The organism is Yersinia sp. IP36721 (genome assembly GCF_003634395.1).
Lineage (GTDB): Bacteria > Pseudomonadota > Gammaproteobacteria > Enterobacterales > Enterobacteriaceae > Yersinia > Yersinia entomophaga.
This window is the reverse complement of the sequence record NZ_QCZL01000009.1, coordinates 1-18,651: the sequence shown is the minus strand read 5'-3', so window position 1 is coordinate 18,651 and position 18,651 is coordinate 1. Positions and strand designations below refer to the sequence as shown.

The following is an 18,651-nucleotide window of genomic DNA, read 5'->3' as shown; positions in this document are numbered from 1 at the left end:
TTCACCTCGTTCTCCGCATACTACTTCAGTGCCGAAGTGGCGAAATCGGTAGACGCAGTTGATTCAAAATCAACCGCCGCGAGGCATGCCGGTTCGATTCCGGCCTTCGGCACCATTAGTATGAAAATCAAGTCACCGCAAGGTGGCTTTTTTTTTTGCCTAAAATCCAGTTCCCGCATAGCTTTCCCTCTCTTTTCAGTCAACCTGATTCAATCTACATCAAGTTACTGATGTGGGAACATTTGCGAGTAATCCCGCTTAGATAATGTTTGTCCCCACACAGAGCCCTTGAAAGGATACTCATCATGGCTTTGAGTGATGTGAAGGTTCGTACGGCTAAGCCGGAAGCTAAAGCGTATAAACTCACTGATGGCGACGGCATGGTATTGCTGGTTCACTCCAACGGTTCAAAATATTGGCGGCTACGCTATCGCTTTGGTGGTAAAGAGAAGATGCTGGCGCTGGGGAAGTACCCTGAAATATCGTTGGCTGATGCCAGGGCACGGCGTGACGAAGCTCGTAAGCTGTTAGCTAACGGTGTGGACCCAAGTGAGAGCAAGAAAGCTGTTAAGGTAGAGCAGGAGCAAGAAGCGATAACTTTTGAAGTGGTAGCCAGAGAGTGGCATGCCAGTAATCGTCAATGGTCAGAAGCTCACAGTGCTCGAGTGCTCAAAAGCTTAGAGGACAATCTCTTTCAAGCCATAGGCAAACGGAATATCGCAGACCTCGGAACCCGTGATCTTTTACCTCCCATTAAAGCCGTAGAGATGTCTGGGTGTCTTGAGGTGGCTTCCCGCCTGCAACAACGAACCACAGCGATAATGCGCTATGCAGTACAAAGCGGTTTAATTGATTACAACCCCGCGCAGGAGATGGCGGGCGCTGTTGCTACCGGTAAAAGAAAGCACCGTGCTGCACTTGAGTTAAACCGCGTTTCAGAGTTGCTTCATCGCATCGACTACTACAGTGGCAGGCCACTCACTCGGCTAGCGGTAGAATTGACTTTATTGGTCTTCATCCGTTCCAGTGAATTACGTTTTGCCCGTTGGTCAGAAGTAGATTTTGAAACTGCCATGTGGACCATTCCGGGAGAACGAGAACCATTGGAAGGAGTGAAGCATTCACATCGAGGTTCAAAAATGCGCACTCCCCATCTTGTCCCCTTATCCCGCCAGGCGCTCGCCATTCTGGAAAAAATCAAAAGCATGAATGGAAACCGTGAACTGATCTTTATCGGTGATCACGACCCACGTAAACCGATGAGTGAAAACACGGTGAACAAGGCTCTACGCGTTATGGGATATGACACGAAGGTCGAGGTTTGTGGGCATGGCTTCAGGACGATGGCTTGTAGTTCATTGATTGAGTCGGGATTGTGGTCTAGGGATGCAGTAGAACGACAGATGAGCCATCAGGAGCATAACTCTGTGCGTGCGGCTTATATTCATAAGGCCGAGCACTTAGATGAGCGCAGATTGATGATTCAGTGGTGGGCAGACTATCTGGATGCGAATCGGGAGAAGGGGGTAAGTCCGTTTGATTTTGCTAAGTTGAGCACGGGCTGATTAAAAGGGATTCTGGAAGGCATGCATCTGGCATGCCTTATTTTTTTGCTAATTTTGATATTTGCAGGCGCATAACTCAGCCCAGACAATTCTATTAATTGCTTGAGTAATCTGTGAGGGCTAAGATACTTTCATCATTGTTTTCTAACAGATTGACTTAACTGCTTTGCTTCCCGTGAGACTGAGCAGAACATGGAAGGCGCATGAATAAATCCAACTTCGATTTCCTGAAAGGCGTTAATGACTTTATTTACGCTATTGCCTGCGCAGCAGAAAATAACTACCCAGATGACCCCAACACCACTCTTATAAAAATGCGCATGTTCGGCGAAGCTACAGCCAAACATCTGGGTATGTTATTGGATATTCCTCCTTGCGAGAACCAGCATGATCTACTGCGTGAGCTGGGTAAGATTCCTTTCGTTGATGACAGCATACTCTCAATTTTCCATAAGCTACGCCGCATCGGTAACCAAGCAGTCCATGAATACCATAATGATCTGGATGATGCTCAGATGTGCTTGCGGCTTGGTTTTCGTTTGAGCGTTTGGTACTACCGCCTGGTAACTAAAGATTATGACTTCGCGCTGCCAATATTTGTTCTGCCTGAAAGGGGTGAGAGCCTCTATCATCAGGAGGTTTTAGCACTCAAGCAGCAACTGGAACAACAGGCAAAAGAAAAAGTACAAAGCCAGGCCGAGATAGATGCTCAGCAGCAAAAAATGATCGCGCTGAACGGTTATATTGCCATTCTGGAAGGCAAACAGCATGAAACAGAAGAGCAGTCGAAAGCGCGTGTTTCTGCCCTGGAGGCACAGCTAGCAGCAAAAGATGCAGAGCTGGCGAAACAGACTGAGCAGGAGCGGAAGGCCTATCATAAAGAGATCACCAACCAGGCAACAAAACGCACACTGGATCTGAGTGAAGAAGAAAGCCGTTTCCTGATCGACGCTCAACTGCGCAAAGCTAAATGGCAGGCTGACAGTAAGACATTACGCTTTTCTAAAGGTGCTCGTCCCCAGCCAGGTGTTAACAAAGCGATTGCTGAATGGCCTACCGGTAAAGATGAAAATGGTAATCCAGGTTTTGCAGATTATGTCTTGTTTGTAGGTCTCAAACCCATTGCCGTCATTGAAGCCAAACGTAAAAATACAGATGTTTCTGGCAAACTTCCTGAGTCATATCGCTACAGTAAATACTTTGATAATGCCTACCTGCGTGAAGTGCTGCTTGAGGACAATTCACCTGATGAGGTGCAAGAAGCCTTTCCTGAGTATGAGGTCAGCTGGAAGGACACCAGCGGCAGTCAGCAATTCAAAATTCCCTTCTGTTATTCGACTAATGGGCGTGAATATAGGGCGGCGATAAAAACAAAAAGTGGTATTTGGTATCGTGATGTTCGTCACACTGCGAATATGCCAAAAGCTCTGCCAGAGTGGCATCAGCCGGAAGAGCTCGTGGCTATGTTAGGCTGCGATCCGCAGAAGCAAAATCAATGGTTTGCTGATAATCCGAGTATGAGCGAATTGGGGCTTCGCTACTATCAGGAGGATGCCGTTCGCGCAGTAGAGAACGCGATTGTTGCAGGCAAGCAAGAAATTTTACTGGCCATGGCGACCGGTACCGGGAAAACCCGTACTGCTATCGCATTAATGTTTCGCCTGATCCAGTCCCAGCGCTTTAATCGTGTGTTGTTCCTTGTTGACCGTCGCTCACTTGGTGAACAGGCTCTGGGGGCGTTTGAAGATACACGTATCAACGGGGATACTTTTAACAGTATTTTCGACATAAAAGGTCTGACGGATAAATTCCCGGAAGATAGCACCAAAATTCACGTTGCTACAGTCCAGTCACTGGTTAAACGTACCCTACAGTCAGATGAACCAATGCCGGTGGGCCGTTATGATTGCATTGTGGTGGACGAAGCGCATCGTGGCTACATTCTCGATAAAGAGCAGACTGAAGGTGAACTACAGTTCCGCAGCCAGCTGGATTATGTTTCGGCATACCGTCGTATTCTCGATCATTTCGATGCGGTAAAAATTGCCCTTACCGCCACTCCTGCCATACATACAATCGATATCTTCGGCGAACCGATTTATCGCTATACCTACCGTACTGCAGTGATCGACGGTTATCTCATCGATCAGGATCCACCGATTAAAATCACTACCCGCAATGCTCAGGATGGCGTGTATTTGGCGAAAGGTGAACAAGTGGAACGTCTGAACCCGCAAGGTGAAGTGATCAACGACACACTGGCAGACGATCAGGATTTTGAAGTTGCAGATTTTAACCGGGGTCTGGTTATCCCTGCTTTTAACCGTGCAGTTTGCGGTGAGTTGGCTAAATACCTGGACCCGACGGGTCAACAAAAAACACTGGTCTTCTGTGTCACCAACAGCCACGCAGATATGGTTGTAGAAGAGCTACGTGCAGCATTTAAAGAACAGCACCCACAGCTGGAACATGACGCAATCATCAAGATCACGGGCGACGCCGACAAGGACGCGAAGAAAGTACAGACGATGATCACACGCTTCAATAAAGAGCGGTTGCCGAATATTGTAGTCACAGTTGATCTGCTGAGCACCGGCGTAGATATCCCGTCTATCTGCAATATCGTGTTTCTGCGCAAGGTAAAAAGCCGCATCCTTTACGAGCAAATGAAAGGCCGTGCTACTCGTCTTTGCCCGGCGGTGGGTAAAACCAGCTTCAAGATTTTCGACTGCGTGGACATCTACAGTACTCTGGAAAGAGTAGATACTATGCGCCCGGTGGTGATTCGTCCGAAGGTGGAACTGAAAACGCTGGTCAACGAAATCACCGACTCTGAAACGTACAAAATCACCGAAGCGGACGGTCGCAGCTACGCCGAGCACAGCCATGAGCAGTTGGTTGCCAAACTGCAGCGTATTATCAGCCTGGCAATGTATAACCGTGACCGCAGCGAAGCAGTAGATAAGCAGGTACGCCGCCTGGATGAACTCTGTCAGGATGCCGCTGGTGTCGGTTTCGGTAGTCTGGCAATGCGTTTGCGTGAAAAGGGACCGCATTGGAGTGCAGAAGTATTTAATAAGCTGCCGGGATTTATTGCCCGGCTGGAAAAATTGAAGGCTGATATTAATGCCCTGCGCGATGCTCCCATCTTCCTCGATATTGATGACGAGGTGATCGGCGTGAACCCGGTGTACGGTGATTACGACACGCCGCAGGATTTCCTGGAGGCCTTTGACGAACTGGTAAAACGAGCCCCTAATGCTCAGCCAGCGCTCCAGGCAGTCATCAATCACCCGCGGGATCTCACCCGCAAAGGGCTTGTTGAACTACAAGAATGGTTTGACCGCCAGCACTTCGAAGAATCGTCTTTGCGCAGTGCGTGGAAAGAGACACGCAACGAGGACATCGCCGCAAGACTTATCGGCCACATCCGTCGTGCAGCTGTCGGTGATGTGTTAAAGCCGTTTGATGAACGGGTCGATCATGCTCTGGAGCGGATTAAAGGCGAAAACGACTGGAATAGCGAGCAGGAGGCCTGGCTCGACCGCTTAGCTACTGCACTGAAAGAAAAAGTCGTGCTTGATGACGATGTGTTTAAAACCGGTAATTTCCACCGTCGCGGCGGTAAGCCGATGCTGCAACGCACCTTTGATGATGGTCTGGACAGCGTGCTGGATAAATTCAGTGATTACATTTGGGACCAACTGGCCTGACGCGTTATCATTCGCGGCAATTGTATCTTCTGCGGCCCTAAATGAGGGCCGCTGCTTTTCAGGAAATCAGAAATGAACAATAACGATCTGGTCGCTAAGTTATGGAAACTTTGTGACAACCTGCGCGATGGCGGCGTCTCTTATCAAAACTACGTCAATGAACTCGCCTCGCTGCTGTTTTTGAAAATGTGCAAAGAAACCGGGCAGGAAGCAGAATATCTGCCGGATGGCTACCGCTGGGACGACCTGAAATCCCGTATCGGTCAGGAGCAATTACAGTTCTACCGCAACTTGTTGGTGCATTTGGGGGCGGACGAACAGAAGCTAGTGCAAGCGGTGTTCCAGAACGTCAACACTACGATCACACAACCTAAACAGTTGACCGAGTTGGTGAGTAATATGGACTCGCTTGACTGGTACAACGGAAGTGATGGCAAATCTCGCGATGACTTCGGCGATATGTACGAAGGGCTGTTGCAAAAAAACGCCAATGAAACCAAATCCGGGGCAGGTCAGTACTTCACCCCACGCCCATTGATTAAAACTATCGTTCATCTGCTGAAGCCACAACCGCGTGAAATTGTCCAGGATCCGGCGGCGGGCACGGCAGGCTTTTTGATTGAAGCTGACCGTTATGTAAAATCGCAAACCAACGATCTGGACGATCTTGACGGTGACACTCAGGATTTCCAGATCCACCGCGCTTTTATCGGCCTCGAACTGGTACCAGGCACCCGTCGTCTGGCATTGATGAACTGCCTGTTACACGATATTGAAGGCAATCTTGATCATGGTGGTGCCATCCGTTTGGGTAACACGCTGGGTAGCGACGGTGAAAACCTGCCGCAGGCGCATGTGGTGATGACCAACCCGCCGTTCGGTAGCGCCGCAGGTACTAACATTACCCGTACCTTTGTTCACCCAACCAGCAACAAACAGCTGTGCTTTATGCAGCACATTATCGAGACGCTGCGTCCTGGTGGCCGTGCAGCAGTGGTTGTGCCGGATAACGTGTTGTTCGAAGGCGGGAAGGGAACTGATATCCGTCGCGACCTGATGGATAAGTGCCATCTACACACTATTCTGCGTCTACCGACCGGCATCTTTTATGCTCAGGGCGTAAAAACCAATGTACTGTTCTTTACTAAAGGCACGGTGGCAAATCCTAACCAGGATAAGAACTGCACCGACGATGTCTGGGTGTATGACCTGCGTACCAATATGCCAAGCTTTGGCAAGCGCACACCGTTTACCGAACAGCATCTTCAGCCGTTTGAAAAAGTCTACGGAAAAGATCCGCACGGCCTTAGCCAACGCCCCCAAGGTGAGTGGAGCTTTAACGCCGAGGAAGCTGAAGTTGCTGATAGCGAAGAGAACAAAAACGTCGACCAACACCAGGCTACGAGCCGCTGGCGTAAATTCAGCCGTGAATGGATCCGTACCGCCAAGTCTGATTCGCTGGATATCTCATGGTTGAAGGACAAAGACAGCATCGACGCCGACAGCCTACCGGAGCCGGATGTTTTAGCGGCAGAAGCGATGGCCGAGCTGGTACAGGCGATGGGAGAGCTGGATGCCCTGATGCGCGAGTTAGGTGCAGGTGATGAGGCAGATGCGCAGCGCCAGCTGCTCAATGAAGCATTTGGTGAGGTGAAGGAATGAGTGCGGGGAAATTGCCGGAAGGGTGGAAAAAGATTGAAATAGGTGACGTTGCCGATGTCATCTCTGGTGGGACACCAAAATCGGGAATCGCTGAAAATTTTGCCCCTCCAGGTGAAGGTATCGCTTGGCTTACACCTGCCGATTTAAGTGGTTATCGTGGGAAATATATTTCACATGGTGCAAGAGATTTAACTACTCTCGGCTATTCCTCTTGTTCAGCAAAACTAATGCCCAAAGGCACCATACTTTTTAGTAGCCGGGCACCGATTGGATATGTGGCTATTGCTGCTAATGAGATTGCGACTAACCAAGGTTTTAAAAGTTTTGCTTTTACTTCAGACATTTTTCCTGATTATGCATATTACTTTCTCCGCAACATCAGACATGTTGCGGAAGAAATGGGTACGGGAACAACGTTTAAAGAAATTTCTGGTAGTTCTGCGAAAACCTTACCGTTTGTTCTTGCACCACTTGCGGAACAAAAAATCATCGCTGAAAAACTCGAAACACTGCTGGCGCAGGTAGACACTACCAAAGCACGTCTTGAGCAAATCCCAAAAATGCTGAAACGTTTTCGTCAGGCTGTGTTGGCGGCGGCGGTTAAAGGGAAATTAACTGAAAGCTGGAGAATTGAAAACAAAAGCAATCCAATTAGCACGTTATTACATGAAATAATAAAGCAAAGGGATGAAGCAAAAAAAAACAAATTATTAAAACAAAGCTTTGGGAGATTTAAAGATGTTTCTCCATTATTCGATGCGCCTAACGATTCTTGGAAATGGGTGTGCTTTGAGCAAATCTGTGAAAATGATAATAATGCACTTAAAGCTGGACCATTTGGGTCGGCTCTAAAGAAATCAGACTGTGCAGAGGATGGCTATAAAGTATATGGTCAAGAGCAAGTCATTTCTGGTCAAGAATCACTTGAAACATATAGAGTTACAGAAAGCAAATATCATCAGCTCAAATCATGTTCTACCAAGTCTGGAGATATGTTAATTAGCTTGGTGGGTACTATTGGGAAAATATTAATACTATCCAAGCATGCTGAAGTCGGGATTATAAATCCACGCTTGGTTAAAATAACTCTGCATGAAGATATTGTTCGTCAGTATATTAAATTTTACTTGGACGGACCATTTGCCCATGATTTTTTCAAAGGTTTTAGTCATGGGGGAACAATGGAAATACTGAATCTTAGTATTCTAAAAGAACTACCTATACCTCTTCCCCCACTCTCCGAACAACACGAAATCGTCCGCCGAGTAGAGCAGCTCTTCGCCTATGCTGACACCATCGAAAAACAAGTCAACAACGCCTTAACCCGCGTCAACAACCTCACCCAGTCAATCCTGGCAAAAGCATTTCGCGGTGAGTTGACCGCCCAGTGGCGAGCAGAAAACACGGATCTGATCAGTGGCGAAAATAGCGCGGCTGCCTTACTGGAGAAAATTAAGGCCGAACGCGCTGCTACCGCTAGTAAAAAAGGCTCGTGTAAAAAGACATAAAAGGCAATCGCTCCCGACAACGCGCCGGGAGCGATAATCCCTTAAGGTTCCATCACTTCAACTACCACATCCGTTGACCAGTTTTCCTCTCCGTTAATCACTTTTCCTTCCATACAAGCTTTCGCCATTTTGTGGAGCTGAGAAGTAACATCATCATTGAAGTCAAAGCTGCGCCAGACATATGGGAAGTCGATACGCCATTAGCCCATCCCCTGATCAAAGCGGATCTTCAGCACCTGGCCATTATCAAAGTTCACTGTCAACTTACGGTGATGTGGAATATCTCGTGAGTAGTCGAACACAGTTATGTCAGCCGCCTTACCTATTGATGCAGCAAACCACTGGTCAGCAAAATCCTGAAAATCAGCTTCACTCATCCAATCGTGGGAAGGTCGATTTCCTGGGCGATCTTTGTTTTTGAATAAGGTATCAATCACCACTTCCGCATCTTTGGTCATTAAGGTTTTCAGCGGCTTAAGTAAAGCACTCAGCAGCGCCAGCGCAACCGGGTTTTGCAGATAGCGATCGGTATAGTGAATATGGGTAATCCGATTTGTCTTCATCAGGTTTTGTGCTTTTTCATGGCCGTTAGAAAGTACATCCCAGAAGCGTTGACCAAACTGTGAAAACGGGCCATTCAACTCTTTATGGATTTGAATGTCTTTCACCAGCTCACTATAGTTCACTGTCGTGGCTGGCAGTTCAAACCCACGCAGAGCAACAGGGCGATAGCATTGGCTGCGAACCACCAGCTCGTCATTCTGATGCCAGTGCGGCCCAGGCACCGTGGCTTGCTGGCTGCGTGATACCAGCGTTATGACACGATCGGCGAAAGCGATCTGCGCCACAATAGGGAATGACACTTCCTGTTCGGCATGGCACAACCTTACGCCAATAGCTGCAAAATGCGCCAGTTCGTGCAATACCTCCGGATCGTCAACACCTGCGGGAATGACAATCTCAACCACGACACTGTCTTTAAGTCGGTAGTTCTGGATTGCCGCGCGGAACTGTCGGGCATATAAATCCCATTCGTTGAGCGGCCCATTCATCCACAGCGTAAGTTTATCGGCCCCTTCGTTAATTGCGCGACGGACTGCATCCTCAATTGTACCAGGGCAATACTGCGCATCGGGCAGCGAGAACTTCTCCTCGTCTGGCAAACCAATATAGTGGCTGAAATCATCCCCCAGCCAGGCCAGTGCAGCTTTGCGATCCAGATGGTCATGATCGTGACGCGTTTGCGAATCGAGTAAACAATCGCTACAGGCGGTATCGCAGTGGGTGCACCCTAGCTGTTTGACCATTCCCTGCAGTATCGCTTCGATATGCAATGGTGCACTGGAAGCAAACCCCGCACCGCCGCTTATGATGTCGTAAAGCTGAACTGCCAGTACTGATTCCTTGCTCTCCAACCTGACCGGACGCACGGCATAGCCCAACTCAGCAGCAGAAACACCCAGTACACCCGCAAGCGCCCGACGCAGCGCAACAGCCAACGTCATAGCAACAATACGACCTTCTTCCGAGCTATCTGGAATATACTCACCGTCCTTTGGACGACGTAAAATCAGTTCAAATACATCGGTACGCGCTAACGCTCCAAGGGTGACTTTGGTATTTAACGCGGTAGAGCCTGGGCAAATAATTCGCTGATTCTGGCTGTCACGGTCGGCTTTTCCTGGACGTGGCGGATAATGCGCCTCCATTGATTTTGGCGCGTCTTTTTCGCTTATCATCGACTCCGCGCGACCGCAGCTCAGGCACAGTGCATAACCATGTCCACCTTCGCCCATACTCTGTTGGAATACATGCCCATTAGCGCCTGAAGCCATAAAGCCCATCTCTGGGTTTGGCAGTGGCAAACGCTCCGCCTTAACAAATACCCATGCCGGAACTACCGGGATAAACTTCATCGTTTCAATGTTATTCGTTACCGGGTCATAAGCATCTGTGACAAACCCGGCTGGCTGCAGCACTTGACGAGTGTTGTCACGAGTAATTCGCTCACCACAGTCGCTGTTGGTACAGAATAATTCTACAGAGCTACCAATACCTTCTTCATAGCCTAACGTACCGCATTTCTGGCAACGCCAGGCGCGGTCCAACCGTTGGGCTTCATTGGTATCAGCATTGAGATTGTGCCAGTGCAGTGATACGCCAGCTGAACGGAACACACGTCCGTCCAGAATGATCTCAGCTCCTGGGGCATATTCACGAATGGCAACAGACAGGTTGCGTGAAGGCAGTCCTTTATAACGTGAAACGTTATCTTCACGGTCGCTCTTATTACGGCTTTTATGCGTTTTCTCGCGGACATAGTCTTCCATGGTGAAGTTATCAAAGTTCACAACATCCGTCGGGAAACCATAGCCAGGCAGGAACGTTCGCGCTGCAAGGTCGCGCAATAGGTATTCATCACAATGCCGTTTTTTCTCCAGTTGCAGGCGCTTACGATACGGAGTATTTGGCTGTGATTCATGTTCTTGTTTCACGAGATCGTGGAAAATCCCCTGCCAACGTTTTTGTAAGCCAGTAATCGCATGGAAAGTCTTTTCCCGCAAAAATTCCGGTCTTGCAGCATTTAACGCGGTACCCTTTACCAGACGCTCAAGCGCGTCATCAATTATCAGGGCGGGGCGTTCAAGCCAAATCTTAAAGCTGTTACATACAGACTGCCCAAACTCTTCACCAAAGAACCACGCGCTATTCAGATTGGTTTTCTCTTTCTTAGTTTCTCCCACCACATGGCACAAGTATTCTGAAAGTAGTAGCGAATTAACGTGGCGTTGTACCAATCGTTCTGAGTTCATTGCCACCATCGGTGCTGGAATCACGGTCTCAAATGGCCAGAGAGGATTGGCGAAAACCTGCTGATCGTGCGGGTTCCCTTTACACAGCGTGTAGGAGATTGCGCGGGATTCTTTACTACGTCCGGCCCGCCCCGCACGCTGTAAATAGTTTGCAGGATGAGGAGGGACGTTATTCATTATTACGGCGGAAATACCGCCAATGTCCACGCCCATTTCCATGGTGGTGGAACAGTTAAGGACGTTAAGCTGCCCGTTTTTAAACATCTTTTCGTAGCTTTGCAGACGATCCGCTGATTGCTGTGCTGAATGCTCAGCAGTACGATAGTAAAAGCCTCCCTCCACTACGCGGTCGTTAATATCCGTCCAGACGTTTTGCGAGCGTAAATGAGCTACTAGCGGATCTTGTGATACCCATTCCCGGGTTTGTGCCAACCCTTCGACATAATCCAACTGTGAATGATCGTGTTCCCAGACTTCAGGTAGTGTTACTTCCTGTGCCATATAGGCGCTATATTGCGTATTTGTCAGGCGTTCAAACTGTATATGTCTGGGTAAGTAAGGAGTGAGTCCTTTGAAAGTGGTATCCAATAATTTATTGGTAACAGGGCAAATACCCGCCTTTTGAATCAAGGAGAATGTCAGATGTTCTTTCGGCAAGTAAAAACGGTTACCGTCTGGTTTTAACACAGCCAGAGGGCCGGTTAATTCGAGCCAGGCTTCTTTCAACCATGCGTTAACTATATCGATGGTAACAGTGTTTACGGTGCTGAATTTTGCCCCGAGTATTAGTAGCTTAACCAAGCGATGGGTAACATTGCCATGACGAATTTGGGGCCAACGTTTGACTTGGTTATCGTCAGGGTCTTTTGATTCAGGGTTGCGTACAAATTTCGAAGAGAAACGGCTGCCAATCCAGTTCTTCAGTTCTAAATCCAGTTGAATGAAGTTGTTTTCTCTGACATAAAAATCCAGTGTGACTTTTAGAAAATCACGCCAATCATCCAGAGTAAGCCCTTGTTCATGCCAGTGAACAGGGGTTTTATGTAGCTTCTCCAACCCTTGGTAGCCAACCTGTACCAGTCCTTGTGTTTCAAGGCTGTTGGTTCGTTTCGGTCGACGCATAAATTCACGAAATAGAAGCATCTCTGAAAGCTTCAGAGGTCCACTGTTCTCAGTAAAAATCTCAGGTTTAAGATAGTGGTTGTACTGCAGAATCGAGCCTTTGATATCTGCCTTATCTTTAAGCTCATTAATCATCTCCTGCCAGGTCAGCGAAGTTAAAACGATATTAATTTTTCCACCTGTTGCTTTTTGTATAGCCTGTTCAATACGTTCTGCTTTTTCTTCTGAGAGAATTGCCTCTTCCGGCATACCCCAGTCACGCAGGTTTTTCGCCTCATCTCTGGCTTGTTTAGCCATCTCAACCAGTTTCGTTACATCGGCCAGTGCATTAGGAGTATTTACAGCCTGTTTTCTCTGATGCCAGGAAAGTAACTCCACCACACTACCGCGCAAACGACTACGTTCAGCTTCTTGCTGCATCCTTACTGCCATCCGTGCCGTTCCCTGGCGGCTATCGGTAAAGGTAATTAGTCGTCGTCCTCGCCCCGGCAATGATAGTGGGCCTACGCCCTCTTTACCTTCATCATTGGCGAAATCCTGGCAGTATTCCAACACCGTGGGCACAATATTCGTGACATAAAAAGGACCTCCCAGCAAAGCGCGTCTAAAGGGGGACTGACCTTTCCCGCCTTTATAGCCACAATTGCTGGCGCTGCAAATCTGTTCGTTTTCGTTAATTGCCAGAGGGATGGCGTCTTTATGAACAACGCCAATGCTGCGGGTATTACGATCGAGCCGCTGGATTATATATCCGGCCTCAGTATTGCATTCCGGCGCAATAATTTGCGGAACCTGGAATACATGTTCTTTTTGAACTTTCTCCCCCGATGTTTCAAAGTCATCTGGGATGTCATCATGCAGCGAGAATTCATCCCCACCTTTATTGTCCCACTGTACGAGCTTACCTTTTTTATCCTTCGCCAACAGGTGCGGTTCGTTGCACTCATTACAGAACGCAAGCTCAAAAACAGGGCTACCACAATGGCAATTTTGTCGCTGATTCACATACACGTAACCAAAAGGCCAGTTTTTTTCCAGTGCCGTGTTGTGCTTCGCTGAACAATGCTTATCTGCGCAGGCCCATATCCCTTGGGTATTACGTTGGAAAATATGCGCTCTTACTTTAAGGAAAGCCGGATCTTGTGCGTTTGAACTTGTGCCTGTACAGAGATCTATCCAGCGTAAAATTTCTTGTTGCGTGTAATGATTCTTTGTCAGCTCGTTTAAGCGTTTCGTCATTACATCAAGTTTCACTGGGCGTGGTTGGCTAACCAGCATCTCTCGTAAATAGCGTGCTTCCGGTGAGTGTGTTAATGCACTATAACGCTCAAAGCTAATTCCTTCGTTACCGGAGTCTGGTATATGCTCAAGCTCATCAAGTGTGACGGGATAATTTTTGCATGCATCAAGTTCTGGAATAACACGATTGCCTCCCAAAACATCAATACGTTCCTGTGGTACTCCTGACAGTTCCGATAAGAATTTTTTTAGCTGCTTTTCTGAGTCACTTCCTGCAATGGTTGCTGACGTTGCAACAAAACGAACATCATCAGGCGTGACACCGAAAGCAGTCATTACACGACGAAGTTGTAGGGCAAGCTCGGCTGCTTGAGACCCTACATAGGTATGCGCTTCATCCAGAACTATCCAGCGTAATGATTTTTCTGCTTTCGATTGCTGAATTATTGGAGCATCAACCTGACGAACCATCATGTATTCCAGCATGGTACCGTTCGTCACTAGTATTGGTGCTGGCTCTTCTCGCATTTTCTCACGTGATAAAACTTCATTAGGCTTGTTTGCCTGCTCGCTTTTTACCGAGGCATGCAATTCTTCTGTGTTGCCGTTATATAGGCAGTACCGAATCCCTGAACTAAATCCACGAGTCCATGCATCCAGGCGTTCACGCTGCGAATTAATCAGAGCATTAAGTGGGTAGAGGAATAATGCTCTTACTCCCACTAGCGGTTGATTGCCGCTATCGCGTAATTCGCGATAAAGATCCTCGAGTACTGGCACCATGAAGCATTCTGTTTTACCTGAACCTGTCCCGCTGGTAACAACAACCGAATGTTTTTTCTCGAGTAATGATTCCCAGCTAGCCAACTGGTGGGTAAATGGTTTCCAGTTAGCGCCAAAGCGATAGCGGCCATTTTGTTCACTATCCAGAGAGTCAATTACCTTTTTGCTAAGCAATGTTTTCTCCGTTGCCAGCATTTTCATGGTGTATTTTGATTCTTCCCAGCCAAATGTCTGTTCAAATACTGGAGACGCAAGGAAAGAACCTGCTTTGCCACAATCTGCCCTCATTTGAAGGGCAAGATGTTCTCTGAGCTGAGGATTCGTAACACCCATGATGCTAAGCGTTGCTTCTGTTGAGCGAGAGAGTGATTGTTCAATGAGTGAAGAAAAGTAGCGTGTAGTCATTCTTGTCCCTTTTTATTTTTCGGCAACATTACGCAATAAGCTGTACTGGAAAATCGAATTAAACCAACGTGAATCAAAATCTCTGACTTGTCTTAAGAAAAATAAGGTGCCTGGCTCATGGCCAAAAATACTTTCAAATGTTGTTTTGCCGCTGGCAACCGCTGCAGCAAATACGGGTAACCAAGCAACGGAGTAGCGATCTCTTGTTTCAGGAGAAACATCAACTACAGAATCTTGTTGTGACAAAATCCAGTGATAAAGCTGAGAGCCACCATATTCAGGCCAGCTTGATTCACTATGCTCACGCAGAAGATCCTGATACCAATTCTGTATAATTTCTCTCATCATCGAATGAGATATTGGGCGTGGTTGTAAATCTAAACTTAACCACTCTTGGACTTCATTGGCATAGGTCGGAAAAATAGTTCCCAATTGCTGATACATTTTATTCAGCAATCTTTTCTGCATTTCTTCTGGTGCACCTTTATGGGTTAGGAAAGTACAAAACCTATTCGCTGCCCCTTTTATTTCAAAAATTGGTAAAAACTCCCAGAAAATAGGAAATTCATTTTCAATGCGGCTGAGATATTCAACAGACATTTCAAATTTAAACAATGACATTGCCAACGCTTGCGGATGTTGAACAAGTGCTCGCCATACTTCGAAAGTGGCCAGAGGTAAATATCCGTATTGCTCGTACAAGCTTCGCAAGAACTGCCAGCCTGAATGCGAGGGGCTACTTGCCATTTGATCGAGAACCAAGGTGATTGTATTCACATCTGACCGAGGGTTAAAAAGCTGTGTCGCTTTTTGCATTGATTGGATGGCGTGAACTTCAGTTGGTAATGGTGGTTCACCGCGAATAAAACATGGCCTAAAAGCGGCTTCTTCACCTTTTCCAGGAACTACCAGCCAGGGGCCATTCTTCTGTATTACAGAGCTCAGCTCAAATTCACCAACTGGTACACCTTCGCTCATTCGCGAAGTGATAGAAACAGGCTTTCTTTCAGGTTCGCTTAGCAACATGATTACTGGCGAAGGAATCTGCCCGGAGTGAGTATTCACTGAGTTGCTAAAAAGAACCTGCCTTTCATAGTCGTAGTTAAGGCTGTATTTGTATCGTCGAATTTGCCAGGTAAGTACGCTCCCTGCGCCATCTATACGCATTTCCACAATCTGGTCAATGCCGGTCTCCAGAGAGAGCAAGTTCTCAATATGTTCTCTTAGACTATACAAATTGAGTTCAACTGGACGTTCGCCTGCGGTATAACGCCATTCATACCACACCTGCAGTCTCGCTCTGGACATTAGGCGCAGTTCAAGGCGGAATCTGGCTGGCTCGCCATTTTTTCCAAAGAGAAATGCTCTGGTCCCCAACAGATCATTAATTGTTATATTCTTGCGTAGGTGTTGGCCATTAACATCAAGTACCAAACAACCCTTTGTTGGGAAAGGCAGAATAATATCGATGGGATTACCAGCAAGATTAGGGGTTACCTGCAATACAACGGAAGTAGGTGGCACTCCCTCCGCTTTAATCATTATTTCCGTTTTATTTGCTGATTTGCTACGTCCAACTTCGAGCGTTTTATCCTTTAATCTATATAAACAAGGATGTTGAGTGGAAATAATTATCACCCCCTCGTTTGCTTGTTCTCTGTTTTTAATTTCTAGCTGAAAATCCGAAGGTAGAATCCCTACTTTTCGGCGTAATAATGTTTCATTATCTTCATTTCGAATCGAAATGTAATGTGCCCCCATTGTTTCATGTAAATCACATTTATCAATACTTTTGCCGCTTAGGAAACGTTCGTATTCAATTCTCTGTGCTGTGGCAAACTTGTGAATGACTCTGGGTATTCCAGCAAATGTTTCATAGGGGCTGCATAACCAAGCTAACTGATTTCCCTGTAAAGCTAAATCAGGATATTTTACCTGCTCACGACCTGTTCGAATTCTATACGTTTCGTTACCTTCAAAAATGACGTCCTGTCGCCCTTTTATAGACAAAACAGGGTGTTCCAGCGCCCGAATATCAGAAGAACAATCTTCATGTTTCGAAGCCAGACGGCCTTCCGTAGGAAGAATGATGAGTACATCACTGCTATGCACGCTACAGGAAGCCTGGCCTTGTAATAACCAGCGATCCTCGTCACGCACAAACGTCAAAGGAACATCTCCAACTGCAATTTCTCCTCTATCTAGCTTGATAGAACCGACAATGATGCCACCCGCTCGAGCGACCAACGATAGGCTTGCAGTTGTTTGTTGTCTTACAAATCTCACTTCACTTTTACGGAGCCTGACGATCGCCTGCGTTTTATCAAGCCTGGCATACGCGGGCCCCAGACTGGCGACTTCTTCACCATCTTCATAAACAGCAAGTTCGAAACGAGTCGTTGATGGCTCACTGGAAATAGTAAACGTTAATTCATTTGTAAGGAAAATATGTGCTTGAATCTCATCAGGATATTGTTCTGACCAATAGAAATTACAGCCAGTTGTTTTACTTTTTTTTTGTAATCGAGGTTTAGTTTCAACAGTGGCTGTGCGCAAAAGGCCATTAAGGAAACTGGTGCCAGTTTCATCATCTAAGGGCATTGGGAAACTATCCCGCCATTTAGGATGAACACGGTCAAGTTCGTTGACGGGTTCTGAATGATTACTGAGGTCGTAAGTCTGAACAAGTGAAATAAGCTGATCAGCCATACGACCAATAAGCTCAACTGATGTGTCTTCCTTAAACACAGTTGGAAGCTGCGACTTTTCGACAACCGCTTGTACTAAAGCTAAAACTGAATAACCTAACGATAGAGATTGGTCGTATTGATTAAGAATTCTAGAAAAAACAGACTGAAAACGGCTATCCGATTCTTTCAATAGCTTGAATGGCAGGCCGCCTTCACTGAACAAAGATCCTAAAAAGTTGCGTCGTTCTGAGTCGTAAAAGCGAACTGGGCGTCTCCAGTAATCTTCAAGACCTTTCGGCACAATAAGACTCAGTTCCGGGGCGGATAGAGATATATCCAGAGTTTTATAGATAGGCTCCCAACTCCAGCCATGAATTCGCTCATAATCCCTTCGGTACCATTCGGCGCTAAATAACGTAAAACACGCTGCGTAACCTTTATCGTTTTTAAGTCCTTCAGCCTGCCCTACATCGCGGAGTAACCGTTTTAGTTCTTCATACTCATCACTGGTTGCATGGTACTCAAATAACGGTCGGCTATCTGTAACCTTCAATCCACGGTGGGTTAGAAATTTAGTTAGCCAAGAAGTACACTTAATTAGATAAATGTATTCTGATCGACTCACAACAAACCTCTCGTTAATTAGAATTTTGTATAAAGTTTAGAAGCGCAACTATATGTAATTTATAATAAAAATTAAGTCGTAATAAATTAACACAACAAGTAAAGGGTGCAGTGGAATAAATCAGATTTTTGCTCATTATCAGGGTCAGATCACCATGTCTGTGGTGAAGGGTTGCGTTTGGCGAGATTACCTACCTGATAATTTGTTCACTAGCTCAAAAATCCTGGCGGGAGGCGGGGAGAAGTTTCTGCTCGTAGAGCACATCACTCGCCCACATCATCCTTGCGCCGGGCTTTGCTGTTATCTGGTATGGCACAACCCATAATTTTAGGGTTTCTGAAAAAGCAAAGTGCTGCGGTATCGGTTGGTTAAAGTCATCGTGTGCAGGGTAAATCAGATACATTTCACCTTTTCCATCAAGGTATTTTTGGCCGTAGGCAAACATCTGATTGAATAGACCCCAGTTTCCTAGACGGTAGCGTGCCTCATGAACCAGGCACTTTCATAAACTGCAGGGGGTTGATCT

The 18,651-nt window shown here is 46.8% G+C and carries 5 protein-coding genes, 1 tRNA gene and 2 pseudogenes; 5 read left to right on the top strand and 3 right to left on the bottom strand.

Translation table 11 applies throughout. From position 1 onward, the window contains the following. The first annotated feature begins 30 nt into the window (after positions 1 to 30). From DBA33_RS09440 to DBA33_RS09420, 5 genes are all read left to right on the top strand, one after another. Positions 31 to 115, top strand: a tRNA-Leu gene (locus tag DBA33_RS09440). Between the two features lie 190 nt (positions 116 to 305). Further along, positions 306 to 1,565 (top strand): integrase arm-type DNA-binding domain-containing protein, encoded by a 1,260-nt coding sequence (locus DBA33_RS09435; RefSeq protein WP_120806327.1) that lies wholly within the window; start codon positions 306 to 308, stop codon positions 1,563 to 1,565. Between the two features lie 203 nt (positions 1,566 to 1,768). Then, entirely contained in the window at positions 1,769 to 5,278 is a 3,510-nt protein-coding gene (gene hsdR, locus DBA33_RS09430; protein ID WP_120806325.1) for a type I restriction-modification system endonuclease, read from the top strand. 72 nt (positions 5,279 to 5,350) lie between these two features. Then, positions 5,351 to 6,940: an N-6 DNA methylase gene (locus DBA33_RS09425; RefSeq protein WP_050882368.1), complete on the top strand. Its 1,590-nt coding sequence runs from the start codon at positions 5,351 to 5,353 to the stop codon at positions 6,938 to 6,940. After that, complete coding sequence (locus tag DBA33_RS09420; protein ID WP_120806323.1) at positions 6,937 to 8,448, top strand: restriction endonuclease subunit S; 1,512 nt, start codon at positions 6,937 to 6,939, stop codon at positions 8,446 to 8,448. Before DBA33_RS09425 ends, DBA33_RS09420 begins: the two co-directional genes overlap by 4 nt. A 41-nt stretch (positions 8,449 to 8,489) precedes the next feature. On the opposite strand, the pseudogene DBA33_RS09415 reads toward DBA33_RS09420, so the two are convergent. From DBA33_RS09415 to DBA33_RS09405, 3 genes and pseudogenes are all read right to left on the bottom strand, one after another. Next, positions 8,490 to 14,810: pseudogene (locus DBA33_RS09415) on the bottom strand (DEAD/DEAH box helicase). Positions 14,811 to 14,822: 12 nt separating this feature from the next. After that, positions 14,823 to 18,125, bottom strand: coding sequence for an STY4851/ECs_5259 family protein (locus DBA33_RS09410; RefSeq protein ID WP_120806321.1), 3,303 nt, complete (start codon positions 18,123 to 18,125; stop codon positions 14,823 to 14,825). 214 nt (positions 18,126 to 18,339) lie between these two features. Continuing rightward, a pseudogene (locus DBA33_RS09405) lies at positions 18,340 to 18,573 on the bottom strand (restriction endonuclease); the annotation flags it as partial. Positions 18,574 to 18,651: the final 78 nt, after the last annotated feature.